Below are 19,522 nucleotides of genomic sequence, written 5' to 3'. Positions count from 1 at the left end.
ATACGACAGGGGTATTCGCGAGGTGCATAGCACCAGTACCCCTGTCATATCGCCGATCTGAAATCGTTAACTCGAAAACAAGTTCTCACAATCCTTTTTCGTTTCTAACTCAGAGGAAAAATGATAGGGGGTCACTGCTAAACGTAGACATCAATATTTTTAGTATTATTCCCTGCAACGTTCGAACTTGATTTGTCACTTACCGTAGGTAATGCACCCGATGCCATTTGGTTTTTTTCTGCTTCTTGTTTTTGTAATTGAGCAATTTTTGCGTACATAGACTCGATTTGCCTTTGAATCATCTCCATCTGCTGTTTAAGCAGTTTTGCCTCATCTTCGGAGGTTACTTCATTTATTTTTGAACCCATGGCGCTGAGTTCTTTTGTCAACTCACCAATTTGTTTTTTCAGGTTTTGAATTTGTTGTGAAACAGAGTTGCCAGTACTTGAAGGTGCTTGTTTTACTGTGCTTTGCAGTATGTCCTGACCCAAAGTGCTAATTGTCATGCTCATGGTGGTTCCTCCGGCCTTACATTTATTACCCATTATCGTCATCTTTCGAAATTACTTTATTAGCAAAGATTAAGTTGTGGCTTCCTGCACCACAGCATTATTTGTACTGCTCTATACTATCTGCTGAGTATCGCGGAGGAGCTTATGAAAGAAGGGTATTACTGGATTCAGCATGTCGGTGTTGTACAGGTAGCGTACTACACGAATGACACTGTTGATGACTTGGAAACGGGGAAAATAATCACAGGTGTTTGGCATCTGACCAGAGGCGATGACATTTGCCATAACGGTGAAGCAGAGGTGTTAGAAGGTCCTCTCTCTCCACCATTGTAAACAACCGTACTTACTTCGAGGCTGCCGCATGGCGGCCTTTTTTTTATTCCCCTCATTCCTGAGAGGACTCACAGCAATTTAGAGGGGGCTAAATGCCCGATCCGATTTCCGGTACTGGGCTGGCTGGTGGTGTCCTGACGGGGGCCAGTGTCTATGAACTGTTAACCGGAACCGATTACGGTGTGGTGTTTGGCGCATTTATCCGGGTAGCCCGTTCACGGGTCATAAGTAACGAAGTGTGATGTATATGTAAGATCGTATGCGCCTGTTAGGACGCAACTGGAAACAGAGCCTTATAGGCGTATCAGAAAAACCTCCGGCTATGCCGGAGGATATTTAAATAATTTCACCAGTCTTATAACCAAATTTCTCAAGTTTTAGCCTGGCTTCTTCTGCAATCTGCCATGATGAATTAACGGCTACCCAGATATTAGAATGTGTTTCGGGCTGATTCAGTGTTAAAGAATCTATGAAAACTTGAATCGGGTTTATAAACCCCTCTCTTTTTGTGCTCTCCAAAACAGAGTTAAGACTGTTGCTGATACTTTTACAGGCTTCTGTTAGTGCTGCAATATCCGCATCAAAACTGGATAAGTACACTCTGAATCGTTCATTTTTCCCATTATTCACGATCTATCCTTTTTCATTGGTTGCTAGAACCAAGTAGTAGATCAGGAATTGAATTGGAGAGCAAGCTACTGTAATTGGCTAGTCTAACCTTGCTCGATGGAAAAATTATCAAACATCATTTTTAGGCTACCAAAGCGGCCTTTTTCATTTCAGGCTCACGGGAATCATCCGCTACGTGCTTTGTTGATAAATCCAGCCCGTGAAGCCTGACCCTTTAATCACACATAACGCCATCCGAAAAGTCGGAGGTAGGGCTATGACCAGAATGAGCACCATTTACAGCAGACTTTCATATGGAACAGGAACCACGCTAACTGGCTGCGGTGTATCAGCGAAGGCATATGCCGAAACAGCAAAAACAGCAAAAGAGGTGTCCTGGATGTTGGCCGACAGAATTGCAGGGTTAAGCCTGAGCGACTGGGCAATTATTGTCGGTATCGCATGCACTGTTATTACCTGTGCAGTGAACTGGTATTACAGGAAAAAGGAAAGGGAGGACCGGCTTAATGGTAATGTCACCAAAGCTGAAGAATAAACTGAGCGCAGCGGTCGTTGGTTTGATTCTTGCCGGGGCTTCCGCCCCCGTGATTCTCGATCAGTTTCTGGATGAGAAAGAGGGTAACAGCCTGACAGCATATCGCGACGGTGGCGGAATCTGGACTATTTGCCGTGGTGCCACGATGGTTGATGGTAAGCCAGTAGTTCAGGACATGAGGCTTTCTGCTGAGAAATGTGCCCAGGTAAACGCCATCGAACGCGACAAAGCGCTGGCGTGGGTTGAGCGAAATATCAAAATTCCGCTGAGTGAGCCGCAGAAAGCGGGTATCGCATCTTTTTGCCCTTATAACATCGGTCCCGCAAAATGCTTCCCATCTACGTTTTACAAGCGCATTAACGCTGGTGACCGTAAAGGAGCCTGTGAAGCGATCCGCTGGTGGATTAAAGACGGTGGCCGTGATTGTCGCCTGACTAAAGGCCAGAAAAATGGCTGTTATGGGCAGGTAGAACGGCGAGACCAGGAAAGCGCGCTGACGTGCTGGGGGATAGACCAGTGAACAGAAGTCTCGTTTTTGTTGGGATGGCAGCTATCATCCTCATCTCGGTGCTCTGTGTGCTGCTGGCCCGCAGTAATGCCGCGCTGGCCACGTCAGAGAGCGACAACCGGGTTTTGCGTAGCGACAACGCGCTACAGACGGCGGTGATAACTACTCAGGCCTTCAACTTCAACCGGTTTAACCAGATAGCAGAGAATACCAACCGCCTTAATTCGCTAATAGATGCCGGAACAGAGAAAACCATCATTGAATACCGGGAGATTTTACGACGTGAAAAAACCTGTGATTTGCCTGTTCCTGCTGATGTCGCTGGTGGGCTGCTCGAATACGCGCACCGTTTACGTGCCAATGCAATGCACCCCGATACCGGGGAGGCTGACACAGTCAGTGATAGCGCCGCTGCCGCCAGCTCAATAACGTACTGCCAGGCAGTGCTGTGGATTAACCCGCTACTGGCCACCATTGAGAAGGCAAACAATCAGCTTGCCGGAATACGTGAAATAGAAAATACCAGAGCCTCGCCATAGAAGAGAAAGTTATTCCCATGTGAAGGCTGTCGTTTCTGGGTTGAAAGTTATAGTTGCTTGGCTCCAGTTATTTCCAGCAAGCATTTTCTCTATGCAATGTGTGGCGTAAAGATCATCGGGCGGATAGAAAGGAGTGTATTCGCTTTCTATGGTCAACTTGACGTCATGTATTGAAGCGATTGCGGTACGTCCTTCATTGTCAATGTTGCGGAAACAGGAAATTCTCGCTTCGTAAAACTTGTCCGGCAAACCTTCTAACATGCACCCAGTAGCCCACTGCAGAAGCTGCTCGGTTGAATATTCCTGTGGTACCTCTTGGGTGGTTTTTTGATTGATGAGCCTGTTGAGTGTTTTGAGAAAATTAAACATTTCATCTCCTTATGGTTATATTTGGAAACATATCATTTAACGAACCCAACTCATAGAGCATTCCAGCAGGCATTCACTGAGTGTCTGTGATAATGTCAGGGTAAATCGAAGTGAGGTTACCAGTGAAATTCTATTTAATTCGACCATCCGGTGACAATCTGAAGGCCACGAAAGAAGCAATTCTTAGAGGGCTTGCGTTGGCTAAGGAAGAAAATAAAAAGCTGATTCTTGTGGTGAGCACATTTAGCCAAGCGAGGGACTCAAGTTGTTTACGAGGCGCAATTGGGGTCACTGCTTTTGCTGCACTTAATAAAAATCGACGCGTGATGATATGCTCGGTTGATGTTCACTTAATGACGACAAAATCTGCAGCTGAAATCGGATTGGGATTTCAGGGAGTCGTAGTGTTTCTATGGCCGCAAGAAAAGGCCATCAGAGCAATCACATCTAGCATTCCCAAGTTAAAAGCTGTTATTGCACTTGAATGGCAGCCTAAGTCTTTAGAGGACTGGCGACGTGACGTGAATGGCACACTTATTACTCTAGAGTAGCTGTTTGCATCAAATAAACAGAAATATCAGGAGCCTCGTATATGCGGGGCTTTTTTATTCTCGTCGCATGTGCACATCAAAGAAAGTCTTTCAGTAGTGAGCCAGGGTAATCCGCTAACTCCTGGCGGTTATACAGTGCGACAGACTCGCACTTGAAAGAACATAAAATTTAACGGCACTCACCTGAGGCTGATTGCCCGGAAGGGCAGATGTCCGAATTTGCTGGTGTAACGCCCCAGTAAGATCCAGCAGGGCCTGCGCATGCAGAAAGTAGAAGAACTGAAATTAATGCGAAATATTTCACGATACTGTTCCTTAGTTATGAATTAATGATGTTCAAACCGAAATGTAACGGTTTGATTGCGTTTATATCATCAGATGGGGTTGGATGAAAACCATCAGCGAAGAAGGTTCTCCTGGAGGAGGGCTCTGCCACGGGGCGGCGTGCTGCGCGAGATTTGGCGCATTTTTGATTTTTCACTCAACCATTCCAGCATTTGATGCTGATGACGGTAGCTCTATCCCCGAATACACAGGGCTGATCGCCTACTCAGAGTTACTTGAGCACGGTGTGTTGCAACTCGAATACTACAGGCATTACAGCAGGCATTCACTGAGTGCCTGCTGTAATGTTAAACATTAAAATTTGTATTTATTTCTTATCGTTACAATCAGGGATTATTCTCAAAAGAGTGTTATCTTTCTGGACGTAGTGATGAAATAACGCTGCACCTGCATGCGCTGCGATTAAAAAGTATCCGACGTTTGCCAGTGTTTCGTGAATATCTTTAATAAGTGATTTTGTTTCCCCGTCAGGAGTAACGAAAGGTGCAATGTTAATACTTAAGAAACTCCAGTCCTTCCCACCGTAAGCCATAATTGCAATACCTAATAATGGCAGAGCCAAAAAAGAAATGTACAGCAGGATATGCATTATTTTAGCCGCCATCATCTGCCAGGCTGGTGGGGGGGGAATGATGGCTGGGTCATGATACTTATGTTTAATAATTAATCGTATTATCATTAAAAACCAGACAAACACCCCAACATTATAATGTGTTTCTTTCATGAGAAGGTAGGTGTTGCTGCCTTTGGGAAACCAGCCACGAAGCTCCATAGCTGCATAGGTTATCGCTATTAATATCAGGGTTAGCCAGTGTAAGCGAATCTGAAGTTTTGATAATTTGACCATTATTCTTGCCTCAAACGGTGTGTTACATCGACCATAAATCATGAAGCTTAACAAATCCTTATTTTTGTTGAGAGATTAAGGATTTGTTATTCCAGCGATCTTACTAGAATATTTTGATAATAATTATTATTTTTATTTCTTTCTGATAATCCGTGATGTCACGGGGCAAGAACCGCGCAGATTCTCGCTATTTATGAGAACTTTTAATCAGCTACTGGTTCATTTTTACTTTCCGCCTATTACACAATTTGTATCCAACAAACAGGACTATGCCGATGCCAGCACGTGCTAAACGCCCATGCCGACACAAAGGGTGTGCGGCAATCACCAATGATGTCAGCGGATATTGTGACCAACACCGACAGCAGCATGCTGGTGACGGCTGGCGGAGTTATCAGTCAGGAAAGAGCAGGCAAGAACGTGGATACGGGCGACTCTGGGAAATTAAACGAGCGCGTATCCTTCAGCGTGATAAATACCTGTGTCAGAACCATCGCCGACAGAGGATAGCGAAGAAAGCGGCAAGCGTTGACCACATCATCCCAAAAGCTCATGGCGGTACTGATGACGATTCCAATCTTGAGTCGTTGTGCTGGGAATGCCACAGAGCGAAGACGGCAAGAGAGCGTATCCGATGAGTTATACCTATTGCACGTACTGCGGTTCACGGCTTCATACATACGCGAACTGTCCCAAAACATGGGGTGGTTCATCCCGCCGCGCCAACCTGCGCTGCAGCTATTGTGGGCAGTCAGGGCATAACTCTAATGCCTGTCCGCACAATGCGAGCAGCGCTTGTCGGTGCAACCTGAATGATAATTTCCATCTTGATTGATGCCCACACAGGCCAGGGGGAGGGGGGATCAAATCCCTGACCCCTTTCGCCTTTCAGGACTGCCCGCTTCCTCGTATTTTTATACCCGCGAAAAATGAAATTTAACCAGGAGTGTCGCTTATGGCTGGAACGGCGGGGCGTTCCGGGCGTCGCCCCAAGCCAACGGCGCGCAAGGAGCTGGCAGGGAACCCCGGCAAACGAGCCCTGAATAAAGAGGAACCTGTATTCACTCCGATTAAAGGTGTGGCACCACCTGACTGGTTTTCTGAGGATGATGGTCTGCCAATGGCGGCCGTCATGTGGGAACTGACCACGAAAGAATTATGTGGACAGGGATTACTGTGTGTTACCGATCTTGCCGTACTTGAGCGCTGGTGTGTTGCATATGAGTTCTGGCGCAGGGCGGTTAAAAATATCGCCAGAGAAGGGCTGACTATCACTGGTGCTATGGGGGGGAAGATAAAAAACCCTGAGCTAACCGCAAAGAAAGAGCAGGAATCGGAGATGAGCTCTACCGGCTCCATGCTTGGCCTTGATCCCAGCAGTCGACAACGCCTAATCGGCCTTGCCGGACAGAAGAAAACCTCTAACCCATTCCTGAAGATGATCAACTCATGAGCCGGAAATCGTACCCCAACGTAAACGCCGCGAATCAATACGCCCGCAACGTTGTGCGGGGGAAAATTCCGGCGTGCCAGTTTGTCATTCAGGCCTGCCAGCGTCATATCGATGACATGGCGGCTGAAAAGAGTAAGAAATTTCGTTACCGCTTCGATAAAGACATGGCAGAAAAGGCCGCGAAATTTATCCAGTTGTTGCCACATACAAAAGGAGAGTGGGCATTCAAGCGGATGCCGATCACTCTGGAGGCATGGCAACTGTTTATTGTGTGCTGCGCCTTTGGCTGGGTTCAGAAAGGGTCGAAGCTTCGACGATTTCGCGAGGTTTACACGGAGATACCGCGTAAAAATGGGAAATCAGCTATTTCGGCAGGTGTGGCGCTGTACTGTTTTACCTGTGATAACGAGTTTGGCGCTGAAGTATATTCCGGGGCCACAACTGAAAAACAGGCGTGGGAAGTATTCAGACCAGCTCGTCTGATGTGTAAGCGCACTCCGCTGCTGGTGGAAGCGTTCGGGATTGAAGTTAATGCGTCCAACCTGAGCCGGCCAGAAGATGGCGCGCGTTTTGAGCCGCTGATTGGTAACCCTGGGGACGGCGCTTCACCGCACTGTGCGATTGTTGACGAGTATCACGAACATCCCACAGATTCGCTCTACACCACTATGCTGACGGGTATGGGGGCGCGGCGACAACCACTAATGTGGGCGATCACGACGGCGGGTTACAACATTGAGGGGCCATGCTACGACAAACGGCGTGAAGTGATTGAGATGCTGAATGGCACAGTACCGAATGAGGAATTGTTCGGCGTGATATACACCGTCGACGAGGGGGATGACTGGACCGATCCTAAAGTGCTGGAAAAAGCTAACCCGAATATGGGCGTGTCGGTCTATCGTGACTTTCTCCTCAGCCAGCAACAGAGAGCTATTAATAACGCCCGTCAGGCTGGTGTATTTAAAACTAAACACCTCAACATCTGGGTTGCAGCCCGTGCTGCTTTCTACAACCTGGTTTCCTGGCAGAACTGTGAGGATAAGACACTTACGCTGGAGCAATTCGAAGGACAGCCATGTGTTCTGTCTTTCGACCTGGCGCGCAAGCTGGATATGAACAGTATGGCGCGGTTGTTCACCAGGGAAATTGACGGCAAGACACATTACTACAGCGTTGCTCCCCGCTTCTGGGTTCCCTACGACACAGTATTCAGCGTTGAAAAGAACGAAGATCGTCGTACTGCGGAGCGATTTCAGAAATGGGTTGAAATGGGACTGCTTACAGTTACTGATGGCGCTGAAGTTGATTACCGCTACATCCTTGAAGAGGCCAAGGCGGCAAACAAGCTCAACCCAGTCAGTGAGTCACCGATTGACCCGTTCGGCGCGACGGGGCTTTCACATGATCTGGCTGATGAAAGCCTTAATCCGATCACTATTGTTCAGAACTACACCAATATGTCTGATCCGACGAAGGAGCTGGAAGCCGCCATTGAGTCAGGCCGCTTTCATCACGACGGGAACCCGATTATGAGCTGGTGTATCAGCAACGTCGTCGGGAAGTATTTGCCCGGTAATGACGATGTGGTTAAACCCATCAAAGAGCATAACGAAAACAAAATCGATGGCGCGGTTTCGCTGATTATGGCAATCGGACGGGCAATGTTGAATAGCCGGGCGAGTAATTCATCCGTTTACGACGAGGAAGATGTAGCATGCTAATGACGTTTTTAAGTTTTTTTATCGGCCTCGCCGGAGCCGCGTTACTGTCTGCCGGTGCCTGGCTTATTTCACCTGCAGCCGGGCTTATTACTGGCGGTTCAATCTGCCTGCTGTGGTCATTTTTAATCGCGAAATCAATGTCTGCCAGCGTAATTAAATCAGGGGGTGAATAATGTTCATTCCCCAGATGTTTCGGGGTAAATCTCAGTCTGGTGGTAGTTTCTGGCAGGCGATGCTGGGTGGTGTGAGTTCCAGCCAGAGCAAGGCGGGGATCGTTATCACTTCTGAAACCGCAATGGCGTTATCGGCGGTCCGGGCATGTGTAACGCTTCTGGCAGAATCGGTGGCGCAGCTGCCGTGTGAACTTTACAGGCGAGGCGCTAACGGAGGCCGTGAACGGGCGACTGACCACCCTGTATATGATCTGATTCATTCCGAGCCCAACAAAAAAGACACTTCATTTGAATACTTTGAACAGCAGCAGGGCCTGCTTGGCCTGGAGGGAAATTGCTACTCGATCATCGACAGGGACGGGAAAGGTTATCCCCGCGAATTAATCCCGGTTAATCCCCAAAAGGTCATTGTCCTGAAAGGCCCGGATGGGATGCCATATTATGAACTACCCGAAATTGGCGAAACGTTGCCAATGCGCATGATGCATCATGTGAAGGTCTTCTCACTGGATGGCTATATCGGCAGTTCTCCAATCCAGACGAACGCGGATGTTCTTGGGCTAAACCTCGCCGTGGAAGAGCATGCTTCTCAGGTCTTTCGCCGTGGTACAACGATGAGCGGCGTTATTGAACGTCCAAAAGACGCTCCGACGATCAAAAGCCAGGATGCTATCGACCGCCTGCTGGCAAAGTGGACGGACAGATATTCCGGCGTCAGGAACGCATTCTCTGTTGCATTGCTTCAGGAAGGGATGAGCTACAAACAGCTATCTCAGGATAATGAGAAAGCGCAGCTGTTACAGTCCCGTCAATGGGGCGTGGAGGAAGTGTGCCGGCTCTATAAAATCCCGCCCCATATGGTGCAGATGCTGGCGAAAGCCACGAATAACAACATTGAGCACCAGGGGCTGCAGTTTGTGATGTACACGCTGTTGGCCTGGCTGAAGCGCCATGAAGGCGCATTAATGCGCGATCTGCTTTTACCCAGCGAGCGCAGTGATCTGTACATTGAATTCAATGTTTCTGGCCTGCTGCGCGGTGATCAGAAGTCACGCTATGAATCTTATGCATTAGGCCGCCAGTGGGGCTGGTTATCGGTTAACGACATTCGCCGCATGGAGAACCTTCCCCCCATCGCCGGAGGGGACAAATACCTGACGCCTCTGAATATGGTCGACAGTAAACAAATCTTACCTGGCGATAACACGCCAACAGCAAAACAACTGGCAGAAATCAACTCTATTCTGTCCAGAAACTGAATATCACCCGCAGTGCGGGCTGACCTGGTAAACATCATGACAAAAAATTTAATTAATCTGCCGCATCTGGCGGCTATGGTCTTTGGTGTTCCACATTACGTGACACGACAGACAATGGATTCTGTAAAAGCTGTGCTGGTTCCCCGTATTCAGGGATTATCAGAAGAGGCTGGAATTCACATGACACAGAATCCTGATAACAATCAGGCGCCAGATTTGGTTCAACCAGCTAGTGGAATGGCTGTTATTCCTGTTCACGGCATTCTGGTTCCACGTCGTGGGCAAATTACTGCAATGTGTTCGGAACTTACCAGCTATGAGCGCATACGTAGCCAGGTGCATGCTGCATTAAATGACCCTTCCATCAGTGAAATTGTGCTGGATATAAATTCTGGTGGTGGTGCGGCGGTTGGATGCAAGGAACTGGCCGATTATATTTTCCAGTCACGTCAAACTAAGCCTATTACTGCAATTGTGAACTACAGCGCCTATTCTGCGGCTTACTTTATCGCTTCGGCCTGCAGCAAAATTGTAGTCAGCCAGACCAGTGGAGTCGGCTCGATTGGAGTGATCATGGAACACCTGGATACTTCCAGGATGGAAGAGCAAATGGGGTTAACATTCACCACGATTTTTCGGGGAGATAACAAAAATAACGGTACACAACATGAGCCACTGAGTGAAGACGCTCGGGGAATGTTCCAGAGGATGATTGACGATATGTACGAGACGTTTATTACCTCTGTAGCGGAATACCGGAAACTTGCCCCTCAGACGGTGATTAACACACAGGCCGGAATCTATTTCGGCGCTGATGCCATTTCTGCTGGTCTTGCTGATGAAGTTTCGGATCCTCAGTCCGCGATTAATGCCATTGCGGCAAAGTACAAACAACCTCAACAAACCACTTCCATAAAGTTGCAGGCAGCCGCGATGGACCTGCAAACCAGAATGTAACCCGGCGCTAACGCGTCATTACCAGAAAGCAGCCAACAGGCTGCTTTTTTTATGCCAAAAAGAGAGAAAAACATGGATCATATTGAAGAATTGCGTCGTGAACGTGCGGGTATTAATCAGAAGGTTCAGGTACTGGCGGCAGTAGAAACTGGTGGCGGTACGCTGACAGCGGAGCAGTTAACCGAATTTGCCAGCCTGCAGCAGCAGTTTACAGATATCAGTGCCAAAATGGAGCGTCTGGAAGCAGCTGAACGTGCTGCAGCGCTTGTTGCCAAACCGGTTAAAGGTACACAACAGGCTCCGGGTATCAGCGTTAAAGCAGAGCCAAAGCAATATACCGGCGCAGGAATGACCCGTCTGGTGATGTCGATTGCGGCAGCACAGGGTAACGTCCAGGATGCTGCTAAATTTGCAGCTGAAGAACTGAATGACCAGTCTGTCTCGATGGCCATCAACACTGCCGCCGCGTCAGGTGGCGTTCTTATTCCGCAAAACCTGCACAGCGAGGTGATCGAACTGCTGCGCGATCGCACCATAGTCCGTAAGCTGGGCGCGCGCTCCATTCCGCTGCCGAACGGCAATATGGCGCTGCCGCGTCTGGCCGGTGGTGCGACGGCGAGCTACACCGGGGAAGGCAAGGATGCGAAAACATCAGAAGCGCGCTTCGATGATGTGAAACTCACTGCGAAAACCATGATTGCAATGGTTCCAATCTCAAACCAGCTGATTGGTCGTGCTGGCTACAACGTGGAGCAGCTGGTCCTGCAGGATATTCTGACCGCGATCTCTGTTCGTGAAGATAAAGCCTTTATGCGCGATGACGGTACCGGTGATACGCCTGTCGGTATGAAAACGCGAGCAACTGAGTGGAACCGCCTGCTGCCGTGGGAAGCTGCTGCAGAGGTTAATCTGCAGACGATTGATACCTATCTCGACAGCATCATCCTGATGGCGATGGACGGGAACAGCAACATGATCAGCTGCGGCTGGGGCATGTCGAACCGTACCTACATGAAACTGTTCGGGCTGCGCGACGGTAACGGTAATAAGGTCTACCCGGAAATGGCCCAGGGGATGCTGAAGGGATTTCAGATTCAGCGTACCAGCGCTATCCCGGCAAACCTCGGTGACGCTGGCAAAGAGTCGGAAATTTACTTCGCTGACTTTAATGACGTGGTTATCGGTGAAGACGGCAACATGAAGGTGTCGTTTTCGCAGGAAGCCTCCTATCAGGACGGGGACGGAAATCTGGTTTCCGCGTTCTCCCGTAACCAGTCGTTGATTCGCGTGGTGACGGAGCACGATATCGGCTTCCGTCATCCGGAAGGTCTTGTTCTCGGGACAAAAGTGCTGTTTTAACCGGTCCTGCACTCTGTGCGACCACGGTCGCACAGCGTAAAAGCACGTAATTCCCCAAGCCCGCAGCAGCGGGTTTTTTCTTTTCAGGAGCAAAACGATGACGACGAAAGCGGCAAAAGCAGCGGCAGCGGCGGTTGCAGCCGGTGATGTGAAAAAGCCGGATGAACTGACGCCGGAAAATACAGTGGACGGGGATGACGGTCAGAATACTGCAGCGGGTTCAGGTGAGGCAGGTGTTGATCTTACCGGAAGTGAAACAAACGGGGCCACGGTCCTGACGGGAGCAGAAGTGATGCGGAAAGCGGTTTTTTTCCTGGGACCCTATCATCGTTATTCACGCGGTGATACGGCCTGTTTTGATACTGAGTACGCAGAAAAACTGGTTGAACGCCATATTGCGGTATGGCCAAAAGATGCGGAAAAGGCGCTGAGTCCCCGCAAGGGAGCCGATGACCATGATACTGACATTGGATGACGTGAAAACCCAGCTCCGTCTGGAGCCGGATTTCACGGAGCATGACGGCATGCTCACTAAAATGGTGGCGGCTGCGCAGAAGAGTATTGAACGTGACTACTACTGCAAACTGGTGGGAAGCGACGACGAACTGCAGGCGCTGCCGGAAGGTGTACGCGGTTTTGTGGCGGATGAAGATATCCAGCTGGCCATGCAGTATCTGGTCGGGGATGCGTATCTGAATGGTTTCACCGGTCAGTGGCTGGAGACGGCTCCGGTCCGGCATCTTCTTTTCCCGTTGCAGGAGAACACCGTATGAGCCTGAAGCCGGAAGAGATGACCTGCCGTCTTTCGATTGGGTATATGCAATCCGGTCGGGGACCGCTGGGTGAACAGCTGCCGGAGCAACTGGTCACGACCGGGAAAGCCTGGGCGAAGCGCGAGCTGGTCTCGGGCAGAAAGATCCGCACACTGGATCAACAACAGGTTGTTGAAACGTGTCTTTTTACCACTCATCCGAACCTGAATATTGATATCGACTGGAAAATAACGACGTCTGACCGGGTTTATACCGTTCGTAACGTCGAACGTCTTGCGGACCGCATCATCATCACAGGGGAGGCAGACGCACGTCATGATCGAGCTGGCATTAAAGGCAGCACTTGAACGCCTGACCGGGCTGGATGTTTACCCTCTGCTCCTGCCTGATGAGCTGCAGGAGGGAATTACTTACCAGTGTATCTCCGATCCGGAGCTGTACGCCGGACTGTTGCGCACAGGCTTGATTGCGGGTCGCTTCCAGATAGCGATTTATCTGCTTAATGACTACACCCGCCTGTTACAGCTGGATAAGAAAATCAGCGCGGAATGGACCGCTATCGTGCATGGCCAGCTGGAGGGCTTTCCCGTGCAGAATGTGGTCCGGGGTGGAATACAGCAGAGTAAATCGGTACTGACCAGCGGCAATATTCAGTACCGGCTCGTCCGGGATTTCACCTTTCACTACCGGGATGCCTCACCATGATCACTATGGACGTAAAAGGGCTGGACGAGCTGGAGCGGCAGCTTATCGCACTCGGTGAAAAGGTCGGCACGAAGGTGTTACGTGACGCGGGGCGTGAGGCGCTGAAAGTGGTTGAAGACGACATGAAACAACATGCCGGCTTCGACGATGCATCCTCTGCAGAGCAGCATATGCGTGATTCCATCAAAATTCGCTCATCCACGCGGAAAGGTCGCGGAAATACGGTGGTCACCCTTCGGGTTGGCCCCAGCAAGAAGCATTACATGAAAGCGCTGGCCCAGGAGTTCGGTACGGTGAAACAGGTTGCCGATCCATTCATCCGTCCGGCACTGGATTACAACGTCCGGCAGGTTCTGCGCATTCTGACCGTTGAAATCCGCAATGGTATTCAGAACAGGTAGCAACCGCTGCCCACTATTTAAGAGAGAATCATTATGGCTGATGAAAATAACACGCCAAAATCATCCCCTGAGTACGCAATGCTTCCTGCCGGGACGGTGGTGAAGTTCGGCGAGGTGGGGGCCGCTGTGGCGGCGCTCAAACCCCTGATTAACTGTAAGGCACTGGGCGCGACAGGTCAGACGGGAGGATTTGTCGACTGTACCACCCTGCTGGACAAGAGTAAGCAGTCGGTGTCAGACCTGCCGGAAGGGCCGGAGAAATCGCTGGGATTCATTGACGACCCGGAAAACGAAGATTTCACCGCGTTCCTCAATGCTGCAGAACAGCGTAAGACCGTTCAGTTTTATATTGAGCTGCCGAACAAAAGAACGGCTTCAATGATCCTTGCGCTTTCAGGCTGGCAGATGAACGAAATCACAGCGCCTGCCAGTGAAGTTATCCAGATTACGGTGCAGGGTAAGCAAAACAACATTAAATGGGGGATCGCCGCGCCGGCACCAGATGCCGGAGCGTAATCTGTTTCCCGATATACACCGCCTCCGGGCGGTTTTTTTTCGTCTGAAAAACAGGATACACCATGTCTGAATTTAGCCTCTCCGCACTGAAAAATGCACTGCTCAAAACGAAATCCACGCCTACTGAAACTGAAATTTTAGGCACAAAGGTTTTCCTGCGTCGGCTGACGGCGGCTGAGCTTATTGATCATGAAGATGCACTCATCGAGGCGCAGACCTCTGGCAATGCCCGCCTGGCGTCTGAGCTGAGCGTACAGATTGTTATCGACAGCCTGGTTCAGCCTGACGGCTCGCCGATTAAAGCCAAAGACAAACCCACGGCGAAGGAGCTGCTGGCGGCACACGATAACGTTGTGCTTCTGGATGCCATCGACAAAGTGAAAAAGCACGCCATCGGTAAGCTGGAAACCGCCGAAAAAAACTGAGTGACTCGCCCTGGCTGGAGCTGATTTTCTGGCTGGCCGACCGCTGGGGCGAGCCTGACCCGTCAAAAATTGCGGCGCTTCCGGCTGACACGCTTTTCCACTGGCGAGCTTTCTTCCTCAAACAGGGCATTTTCAAAAAGCCTTGCCGGGAAGAGCCTGACAGTAATCCGCCCCCTGTTAAATCCCCCACCGCCGCCGTGAATCCGAGTCTGGATGCGCAGTGTGCGGCAGTTATGAAGGTATTAATGTAATGGGTGACGTTGCCTCTCTTGCCGTTGGGCTGCATCTGAATGCAGCGAACTTTAAATCGCAGCTGATGAGCGCCTACGGCAGCGCTGAGAGTCAGTCACGCCAGTTTAACCGCAATGCCCAGGCTGATGCGAAAAAGACGGAGGATGCCTATAAGCGTGTTTCTGCTTCGGTATCAGGGCTGGCTGGCAGGCTGGCAGGTTTTGCCGGGGCGGGTTTATCGCTGGGCACCATTATTAACACTACGCGGCAGTACAGCCAGTCCCTGTCGGATTTGCAGGCCATCACCGGTGCCACCAGTGCGCAGATGAAACTGTACGATCAGGCAGCGCAGGAAATGGGCCGCACAACGGAATACAGCGCATCGCAGGCTGCCGAGGCCATTAAGCTGATGGCTTCGGCAAAGCCTGAACTGCTGAGTACCTCTGCGGGGCTGACGGCGGCGACCAAAAGCGCGTTAACGCTGGCCCAGGCGGCAGGGACCACGCTTCCGGATGCCACCCGAACGCTGGCGCTGTCGTTAAACCAGTTTGGGGCGGGAGCCAGTGAAGCCGACCGGTATATCAATGTGCTGGCTGCCGGCGCGAAATTTGGTTCGTCGGAGATAGCCGATACTGCTGCTGCTATTAAAAATGGCGGGGTGGCAGCGGCACAGGCTGGCGTAGGTTTTGAAACCCTCAATGCCGCCATACAGGTACTGGCGGAGCGTGAGGTTAAAGGCGGCGAGGCCGGAACCGCGCTGCGTAACGTGATCCTGAATCTGGAGAAGGGAACCGATAAAACCCTGAAGCCTTCTGTTGTCGGGCTGAGTCAGGCACTGGAGAACCTGGCCGGGAAAAACCAGTCAACAAAGCAGGCCGTGAAGCTGTTCGGGGTGGAAAACCTCAGCGCGGCATCCATCCTGGTGCAGAACCGCGAGAAGGTGGAGTCGCTGACCGCCGCCCTGACCGGTACACAGACCGCACATGAGCAGGCCGAAATCAGGGTAAATAACCTCAACGGCGATCTTCTCAGCCTGACTTCGGCTTTTGAAGGTCTGATTATTAAGGTGGGACAGAGCGGAAACGGCCCGCTGCGCAGTGGTGTTCAGACCGTTACCGATGCCATTAATGGCCTGACGGATAATTTTAATACGGTCGCCAACGTTGCGCTGTATACGCTGATTCCTGTTCTGGCGACAAAACTGACGGCAGGTATCAGGGGCAACATCGGTGCCTGGGTGGAGCAGCAGCAGGCAGTCAGGGCCAGCGCGATGGCGCAGGCCGATATGGCGCGAAAAACGCTGGAAAGTACCGCCGCCACGCTGGCACAGAATAACGCAGAATTCGGGCGTTATCGGGAAATGGAGAAAAGTGCCAGACAATTTGGCCTTAACGTCAGTTATCAGAGTGAGTTTAACCGCTTAATCCGGCAGGAAACCGAGCAGACACTGCTCTCCACCCAGGCAAAGAGCCAGCTGAATGCTGCCAATAAACAGCTTTCCGTTTCAGCCCGCGCAGCCTCTGCAGCAGTAGGTATGGCAAGAGGGGCGCTGGCACTTGTTGGCGGTCCGGTGGGAGCGGCGATGCTGGCAGGTTCGGCGTTGCTCTATTTCCATAATCAGGCGAAGAATGCCCGTCAGTCAGCGATTGACCTGAAAAATGCTGTCGTTGAAACGAATGAAGAACTAAAAAAACTGTCGCTTAACCAGCTCAACGTGAAACAGCTGGATATTGATGAACAGTTTGAGAATCAGGTTATTCAGCGAAATAAACTGATTAAGGAAATTCAGGATGCGGACAGCCGTATCGATGGATTGAGCGGCTTCGACCCGTTCGGACAGCTTAAAGGCGTAAAGAACGATAAAACCCGCTACAAAGGGGATCTGGATGCCGTTGAACAAGGGTTAAAACTCCTCAAGGAACGGCAAAAAATTGTCAAAGAGGCCATAGAGCAGGCTAAATCAGGGAAAACCGATCCCTCGCCGAAGCCGGATAAACCAGGGAATGAAACAGGGAGCGATAAACCCGATACCCCCTGGACCGGGGAAGGCGGGGATACAGGGAAGGGGCAAAAGGCGAAGGTTAACCAGTATGAGCAACTGCGGCGTGAAATCGAAGCGGCGCATGCCTCAAGTCTCGTACGAATCAACCTGCAGGAGCAGGAAAGCGCCAGAAAACTCCTTGAAGCCGCCCGCGCTGACGGGGCCAGCGAGGCTGATATTCAGAAGACGTTGCTACTGAATGCTGAAAATTATCAGAAACAGCGCCTCGAACTGGCAGAACAGTATACGCCGGCCAGAGCCTCTCTGACGAAAGAGCGCGAAGCGAGCCAGGAGCTGAAGTCGCTCCTGGATGCCCGTCTTCTGGATGAAAAGGAATACCAGACGGCCAGAATCACGCTGGCACAAAGTACAGCCCGCGAACTGTTACAGGCACAGGCAGCGGCAATGTCTGCCCCTCTGATTGATATCGCCGGCACGGTTGATCCGCTGGCAGAACTGCGCAATCAACTGGCCGAGCGTCAGTCTTTGCTGCAGGCTTTTTATCAGAACGATGTTATCAATAAAGAACAGTACGAACTGCTGAAGCAAAAGGCTGACAAGGATTCCGCTGATGCGCAGTACCAGACGGCGGTGGAGCTTTATAAGTCGCAGGGAAACCTGAACAGCCTCGCCATTGGCCTGATGGAAACCACCCAGGAGCGAACCTCCAACATGCTGACCGGGATGCTGAACGGTACACAGACACTCCGGGACGGGATGATTGGGTTATTTTCCTCCCTGACACAGTCGGTGATTAAAAACCTTGTCGATATGGCAGCGCAGGCGCTGATTACTAACACCATTCTGAAATCCATTATGGGTATCGGCGGCAGTCTTTTGGGTGGTGCAGCCACCGCGAGTACCGGCACGGCCATCAGCAGTTTTGGCAGCAGTTTTAGTTTTAATGCGAAGGGCGGTGTTTATGACTCACCTTCATTAAGTGCCTACAGTAACGGCATCTATGACAGCCCGACCCTGTTTGCTTTTGCAAAGGGGGCAGGTGTGTTTGGTGAAGCTGGTCCGGAAGCCATTATGCCCCTTGCTAAAACGCCTGACGGTACGCTGGGCGTCAGGGCGCTGGGTGACCCGGGTTCCTCTGGTGGTGGTATGAATGGGTGGATTACTTATTCACCTGTGTATCACATTGCCATCCAGAATGACGGACAAAACGGGGAGATAGGGCCGCAGGCATCGCAGATGCTGGTCAGAATGATCGATACGCGCGTCATGAGCATCCTGAGAACTCAGGGCCGCGATGGCGGCATGCTGGCGGGAGGATAAGTGAAAACCTTTCATTGGGCACCCAGGGAGGGGATGCCGTCTTCTGTTTCCCCTTCAGTGACAACCATAAAATTTGGGGATGGCTATGAGCAACGTCGCCCGACCGGACTCAACCATCAGTTAATTAACTTCCAGCCTGTTTTCCGGACAACGTCGGACAATTCCCGCACCGCACTTGAAGCGTTTCTGGTCGAGCACGGGGGATATAAAGCCTTTCTGTGGCGACCGCCAAAATACAACCGCACGATTAAAGTTGTCTGCCGGGAATGGTCTGTTACGGACAACGTCACGTATTCTGATTTCAGCTGTAAATTTGAGCAGGTTATTGCTTAAGGATCCTTATGCAGGATATTCCTCAGAACACCCTCAACGAAACCACGAAAACCGAGCAGTCTGCCCGCATTGACTTGTGGGTAATCGACCTGACGGCCTTTGGTGGCCAGCGTTACTACTTTTCAAATGAACTAAACGAGAAGGGAGAGCCGGTCACCTGGCAGGGCAGGAAGTATGACGTTTACCCGATACAGGGAACCGGATTTGATCTGGTAGGGAAAGGGACGTCTTCCCGACCGACGCTGGCGGTGTCGAACCTGTTTGGCATGGTCACGGGACTCGCGGAGGATGTGCAGAGCCTCGTCGGGGCCACGGTGGTAAGGCGCGTGGTATACGCCCGTTTTCTCGATGCGGTGAACTTTACAGGCGGCAATCCGGAGGCTGATCCGGAACAGGAAGTGGTCAGCCGCTGGGTGATTGAACAACTGTCGGAGCTGAAAGCCACCACGGCGACCTTCGTGCTGGCCACACCGACCGAAACGGACGGTAGCGTGTATCCGTCGCGGATCATGCTGGCTGATGTCTGCAACTGGACCTACCGTTCGCAGGAGTGTGGCTATGTCGGGCCACCTGTGGCGGACGAGTTTGATAAACCCACGACAGACCCTGCAAAAGATGCCTGCAGCAAATGCCGTACCGGCTGCGAGCTGCGTAATAACCTGCCGCGCATCGGCTGTTTCCTCTCCATTAACCGTCTTTCCTGATGGATACACCCATGAAAA

General features: G+C 50.9%; 26 protein-coding genes and 1 pseudogene. 23 read left to right on the top strand and 4 right to left on the bottom strand.

What is annotated here, in order from left to right; all coding sequences use genetic code 11:
- Positions 1 to 137 precede the first annotated feature (137 nt).
- Entirely contained in the window at positions 138 to 512 is a 375-nt protein-coding gene (locus FDW87_RS15505; RefSeq protein ID WP_170975117.1) for a FlxA-like family protein, read from the bottom strand.
- Between the two features lie 144 nt (positions 513 to 656).
- On the opposite strand from FDW87_RS15505, the gene FDW87_RS15500 reads away from it, so the two are divergent.
- Together FDW87_RS15500 and FDW87_RS15495 are read left to right on the top strand one after the other, a co-directional pair.
- Positions 657 to 845: a hypothetical protein gene (locus FDW87_RS15500; protein WP_049268779.1), complete on the top strand. Its 189-nt coding sequence runs from the start codon at positions 657 to 659 to the stop codon at positions 843 to 845.
- A gap of 92 nt (positions 846 to 937) precedes the next feature.
- Positions 938 to 1,045 (top strand): annotated as a pseudogene (locus tag FDW87_RS15495) (putative holin); the annotation flags it as partial.
- Between the two features lie 136 nt (positions 1,046 to 1,181).
- On the opposite strand, the gene FDW87_RS15490 reads toward FDW87_RS15495, so the two are convergent.
- Positions 1,182 to 1,475, bottom strand: a complete 294-nt coding sequence (locus tag FDW87_RS15490; RefSeq protein ID WP_048233519.1) for a hypothetical protein — start codon at positions 1,473 to 1,475, stop codon at positions 1,182 to 1,184.
- Positions 1,476 to 1,731: 256 nt separating this feature from the next.
- Between FDW87_RS15490 and FDW87_RS15485 the strand changes: the two genes are divergently transcribed.
- Genes FDW87_RS15485 through FDW87_RS15475 form a run of 3 tightly spaced genes read left to right on the top strand, consistent with a single transcriptional unit; the run spans position 1,732 to position 3,057 of the window.
- Positions 1,732 to 2,010: a phage holin gene (locus FDW87_RS15485; RefSeq protein ID WP_003832349.1), complete on the top strand. Its 279-nt coding sequence runs from the start codon at positions 1,732 to 1,734 to the stop codon at positions 2,008 to 2,010.
- Positions 1,982 to 2,530: a lysozyme gene (locus tag FDW87_RS15480; protein WP_075847143.1), complete on the top strand. Its 549-nt coding sequence runs from the start codon at positions 1,982 to 1,984 to the stop codon at positions 2,528 to 2,530. Before FDW87_RS15485 ends, FDW87_RS15480 begins: the two co-directional genes overlap by 29 nt.
- Before the next feature lie 23 nt (positions 2,531 to 2,553).
- A complete protein-coding gene (locus tag FDW87_RS15475; RefSeq protein WP_087050957.1) occupies positions 2,554 to 3,057 on the top strand; it encodes a hypothetical protein in 504 nt (167 codons plus the stop codon).
- Positions 3,058 to 3,066: 9 nt separating this feature from the next.
- Here FDW87_RS15475 and FDW87_RS15470 read toward each other — a convergent pair whose 3' ends face one another.
- A complete protein-coding gene (locus FDW87_RS15470) occupies positions 3,067 to 3,426 on the bottom strand; it encodes a hypothetical protein (protein WP_137352520.1) in 360 nt (119 codons plus the stop codon).
- Between the two features lie 122 nt (positions 3,427 to 3,548).
- Here FDW87_RS15470 and FDW87_RS15465 point away from each other — a divergent pair, with 122 nt between their 5' ends.
- Entirely contained in the window at positions 3,549 to 3,977 is a 429-nt protein-coding gene (locus FDW87_RS15465; RefSeq protein ID WP_065554947.1) for a hypothetical protein, read from the top strand.
- Between the two features lie 388 nt (positions 3,978 to 4,365).
- Positions 4,366 to 4,620, top strand: a complete 255-nt coding sequence (locus FDW87_RS15460) for a hypothetical protein (RefSeq protein ID WP_074422899.1) — start codon at positions 4,366 to 4,368, stop codon at positions 4,618 to 4,620.
- 9 nt (positions 4,621 to 4,629) lie between these two features.
- On the opposite strand, the gene FDW87_RS15455 is transcribed toward FDW87_RS15460, so the two are convergent.
- Positions 4,630 to 5,169, bottom strand: a complete 540-nt coding sequence (locus tag FDW87_RS15455; protein ID WP_137379909.1) for a cytochrome b — start codon at positions 5,167 to 5,169, stop codon at positions 4,630 to 4,632.
- A 275-nt stretch (positions 5,170 to 5,444) separates the two neighbouring features.
- Between FDW87_RS15455 and FDW87_RS15450 the strand changes: the two genes are divergently transcribed.
- The 16 genes from FDW87_RS15450 to FDW87_RS15360 all read left to right on the top strand — a co-directional run bounded on the left by FDW87_RS15450 (position 5,445) and on the right by FDW87_RS15360 (position 19,504).
- Positions 5,445 to 5,807, top strand: coding sequence for an HNH endonuclease (locus FDW87_RS15450; RefSeq protein WP_080625039.1), 363 nt, complete (start codon positions 5,445 to 5,447; stop codon positions 5,805 to 5,807).
- Between the two features lie 317 nt (positions 5,808 to 6,124).
- Entirely contained in the window at positions 6,125 to 6,622 is a 498-nt protein-coding gene (locus FDW87_RS15440) for a phage terminase small subunit P27 family (protein WP_003832359.1), read from the top strand.
- Positions 6,619 to 8,346: a terminase large subunit gene (locus tag FDW87_RS15435; RefSeq protein ID WP_137379907.1), complete on the top strand. Its 1,728-nt coding sequence runs from the start codon at positions 6,619 to 6,621 to the stop codon at positions 8,344 to 8,346. Before FDW87_RS15440 ends, FDW87_RS15435 begins: the two co-directional genes overlap by 4 nt.
- Positions 8,347 to 8,518: 172 nt before the next feature.
- A complete protein-coding gene (locus tag FDW87_RS15425) occupies positions 8,519 to 9,778 on the top strand; it encodes a phage portal protein (RefSeq protein ID WP_016152732.1) in 1,260 nt (419 codons plus the stop codon).
- A 36-nt stretch (positions 9,779 to 9,814) separates the two neighbouring features.
- Complete coding sequence (locus tag FDW87_RS15420) at positions 9,815 to 10,735, top strand: S49 family peptidase (protein ID WP_016152733.1); 921 nt, start codon at positions 9,815 to 9,817, stop codon at positions 10,733 to 10,735.
- 72 nt (positions 10,736 to 10,807) lie between these two features.
- Positions 10,808 to 12,094: a phage major capsid protein gene (locus FDW87_RS15415; RefSeq protein WP_137379906.1), complete on the top strand. Its 1,287-nt coding sequence runs from the start codon at positions 10,808 to 10,810 to the stop codon at positions 12,092 to 12,094.
- A 97-nt stretch (positions 12,095 to 12,191) separates the two neighbouring features.
- Entirely contained in the window at positions 12,192 to 12,569 is a 378-nt protein-coding gene (locus FDW87_RS15410; protein WP_137379905.1) for a hypothetical protein, read from the top strand.
- Complete coding sequence (locus tag FDW87_RS15405) at positions 12,550 to 12,867, top strand: head-tail connector protein (protein ID WP_016152736.1); 318 nt, start codon at positions 12,550 to 12,552, stop codon at positions 12,865 to 12,867. Before FDW87_RS15410 ends, FDW87_RS15405 begins: the two co-directional genes overlap by 20 nt.
- Positions 12,864 to 13,214: a phage head closure protein gene (locus FDW87_RS15400; RefSeq protein WP_016152737.1), complete on the top strand. Its 351-nt coding sequence runs from the start codon at positions 12,864 to 12,866 to the stop codon at positions 13,212 to 13,214. Before FDW87_RS15405 ends, FDW87_RS15400 begins: the two co-directional genes overlap by 4 nt.
- Positions 13,183 to 13,572 carry a hypothetical protein gene (locus FDW87_RS15395; RefSeq protein WP_016152738.1) on the top strand — a complete coding sequence of 130 codons (390 nt, stop codon included), beginning with the start codon at positions 13,183 to 13,185 and terminating at the stop codon, positions 13,570 to 13,572. Before FDW87_RS15400 ends, FDW87_RS15395 begins: the two co-directional genes overlap by 32 nt.
- Positions 13,569 to 13,973: an HK97-gp10 family putative phage morphogenesis protein gene (locus FDW87_RS15390; RefSeq protein ID WP_016152739.1), complete on the top strand. Its 405-nt coding sequence runs from the start codon at positions 13,569 to 13,571 to the stop codon at positions 13,971 to 13,973. Before FDW87_RS15395 ends, FDW87_RS15390 begins: the two co-directional genes overlap by 4 nt.
- Before the next feature lie 33 nt (positions 13,974 to 14,006).
- The gene (locus FDW87_RS15385; RefSeq protein WP_003832379.1) at positions 14,007 to 14,489 is read left to right on the top strand and encodes a hypothetical protein; all 483 of its coding nucleotides are present in this window, start codon (positions 14,007 to 14,009) and stop codon (positions 14,487 to 14,489) included.
- A 62-nt stretch (positions 14,490 to 14,551) separates the two neighbouring features.
- On the top strand, positions 14,552 to 14,914 hold the full coding sequence (locus tag FDW87_RS15380) for a hypothetical protein (RefSeq protein WP_016152740.1): 363 nt from the start codon (positions 14,552 to 14,554) through the stop codon (positions 14,912 to 14,914).
- Between the two features lie 250 nt (positions 14,915 to 15,164).
- The gene (locus FDW87_RS15370; RefSeq protein ID WP_080626303.1) at positions 15,165 to 18,467 is read left to right on the top strand and encodes a phage tail tape measure protein; all 3,303 of its coding nucleotides are present in this window, start codon (positions 15,165 to 15,167) and stop codon (positions 18,465 to 18,467) included.
- Positions 18,468 to 18,800: a phage tail protein gene (locus FDW87_RS15365; RefSeq protein WP_053090390.1), complete on the top strand. Its 333-nt coding sequence runs from the start codon at positions 18,468 to 18,470 to the stop codon at positions 18,798 to 18,800. It begins immediately after the preceding gene.
- An 8-nt stretch (positions 18,801 to 18,808) separates the two neighbouring features.
- On the top strand, positions 18,809 to 19,504 hold the full coding sequence (locus tag FDW87_RS15360; protein WP_016152743.1) for a phage minor tail protein L: 696 nt from the start codon (positions 18,809 to 18,811) through the stop codon (positions 19,502 to 19,504).
- Positions 19,505 to 19,522: the final 18 nt, after the last annotated feature.

Origin of the sequence: Citrobacter sp. wls826, from assembly GCF_005281245.1 — a bacterium.
Classification (GTDB): domain Bacteria; phylum Pseudomonadota; class Gammaproteobacteria; order Enterobacterales; family Enterobacteriaceae; genus Citrobacter; species Citrobacter braakii.
This window is presented reverse-complemented; position numbering and strand designations above follow the sequence as displayed.